This is a genomic window from Lysinibacillus sp. NPDC097287 (assembly GCF_044761695.1).
Lineage (GTDB): Bacteria > Bacillota > Bacilli > Bacillales_A > Planococcaceae > Lysinibacillus.
This window is the reverse complement of sequence record NZ_JBIWCX010000084.1, coordinates 1-1,076: the sequence shown is the minus strand read 5'-3', so window position 1 is coordinate 1,076 and position 1,076 is coordinate 1. Positions and strand designations below refer to the sequence as shown.

Here is a 1,076-nt window from a genome sequence, read left to right as displayed (position 1 = left end):
TTGCCAGGTGACGATGGTGCCCAACAGGAAAAATGACGGAGCCCAGAGCACAACCGTGACATGTCAGATGCGCAATGGACGTGAGTTCCGCGGTGACCGAGGGGCCGGCGCCGCAGCGTCAGTAGTAGTGCCGCCGACCACCGACAGCATGTCCGGCGGCGCCGAGCGCGAACAGAACGACCCCGATCACCACGAGAATGATGCCGATCGTCCACAGGATCGAGATGCCAGTCAAGAAGCCGACGATCAACAAGACAATTCCGAGAATGATCATGGACCCTCCTTCGACACGGATCACCCATCGAGGGCGACGTACCCGCTGGTCACAGTCCTCAAACACTTGGAACGGGCTGGGCGCAGGTACGGCCGTGCCTGATGCGACCGACTCCTCGACTGCTTTCGGGTGGTGACACAGGGTGCCTTGTTTTCCGGTTTGATCGTCCACCTCACGGGTAGCACCTGTACGAGACCGGACCCTCAGTTCAAAGGCACAGTGGGAGGACGCACCAGTGGCTCGCCAAGACTCACAACCCCAACTCAAGGATCAGGACCTCTACGAAGAATTACGAAAGAAAGGGGATTCGAAGCAGAAGGCGGCACGGATTTCCAACGCGGCCGCCAATCGTGGGCGGTCGAGTGTGGGTAAATCCGGGGGCAAGTCTTCGCCGTACGAAGACTGGACGGTGGAGGAATTGAAGAAGCGTGCCAAAGAGCTGGATCTTCACGGTTATTCGAAACTCAAGAAGAGCGAACTGATCGATACCCTCCGAAATCACTGAACCTCGCCCTTGGCGTCAGGTCCACTCCGACACTCGGCTTCTGTGTACGAATCGCCATGCGACACCGCTCGGTCCGAAGCGCAGAAATCATGCCAGTATGGCCACCGCGGCGATGACGAAAACGATGACAACCAACGCGACCGCGACCATCGCTGCAATTCCTGTTCCTGGAAAGCGTTTGACGGTCGCGGGTTCGGGTTCGGACAATCCCGACGTCTGGGGAGCGTTGGGTGGGGCGCTCCCCGGCTTGACCCCACCTCCGGGTTCCAGATCAGGGGTATTCCCCGGATCTGGTTC

At 59.3% G+C, this 1,076-nt stretch carries 3 protein-coding genes; 1 reads left to right on the top strand and 2 read right to left on the bottom strand.

The window, feature by feature from the left end; all coding sequences use genetic code 11:
- Nucleotides 1–118 precede the first annotated feature (118 nt).
- The gene (locus ACIQ2D_RS22280) at nt 119–445 is read right to left on the bottom strand and encodes a DUF6131 family protein (RefSeq protein WP_402867454.1); all 327 of its coding nucleotides are present in this window, start codon (nt 443–445) and stop codon (nt 119–121) included.
- A gap of 64 nt (nt 446–509) precedes the next feature.
- On the opposite strand from ACIQ2D_RS22280, the gene ACIQ2D_RS22275 reads away from it, so the two are divergent.
- Nucleotides 510–779 (top strand): DUF7218 family protein, encoded by a 270-nt coding sequence (locus ACIQ2D_RS22275; RefSeq protein ID WP_054781729.1) that lies wholly within the window; start codon nt 510–512, stop codon nt 777–779.
- 87 nt (nt 780–866) lie between these two features.
- Here ACIQ2D_RS22275 and ACIQ2D_RS22270 read toward each other — a convergent pair.
- Nucleotides 867–1,076, bottom strand: a 210-nt coding sequence (locus ACIQ2D_RS22270; RefSeq protein WP_402867453.1) for a DUF6480 family protein, incomplete at its 5' end; no start/stop codon positions are given.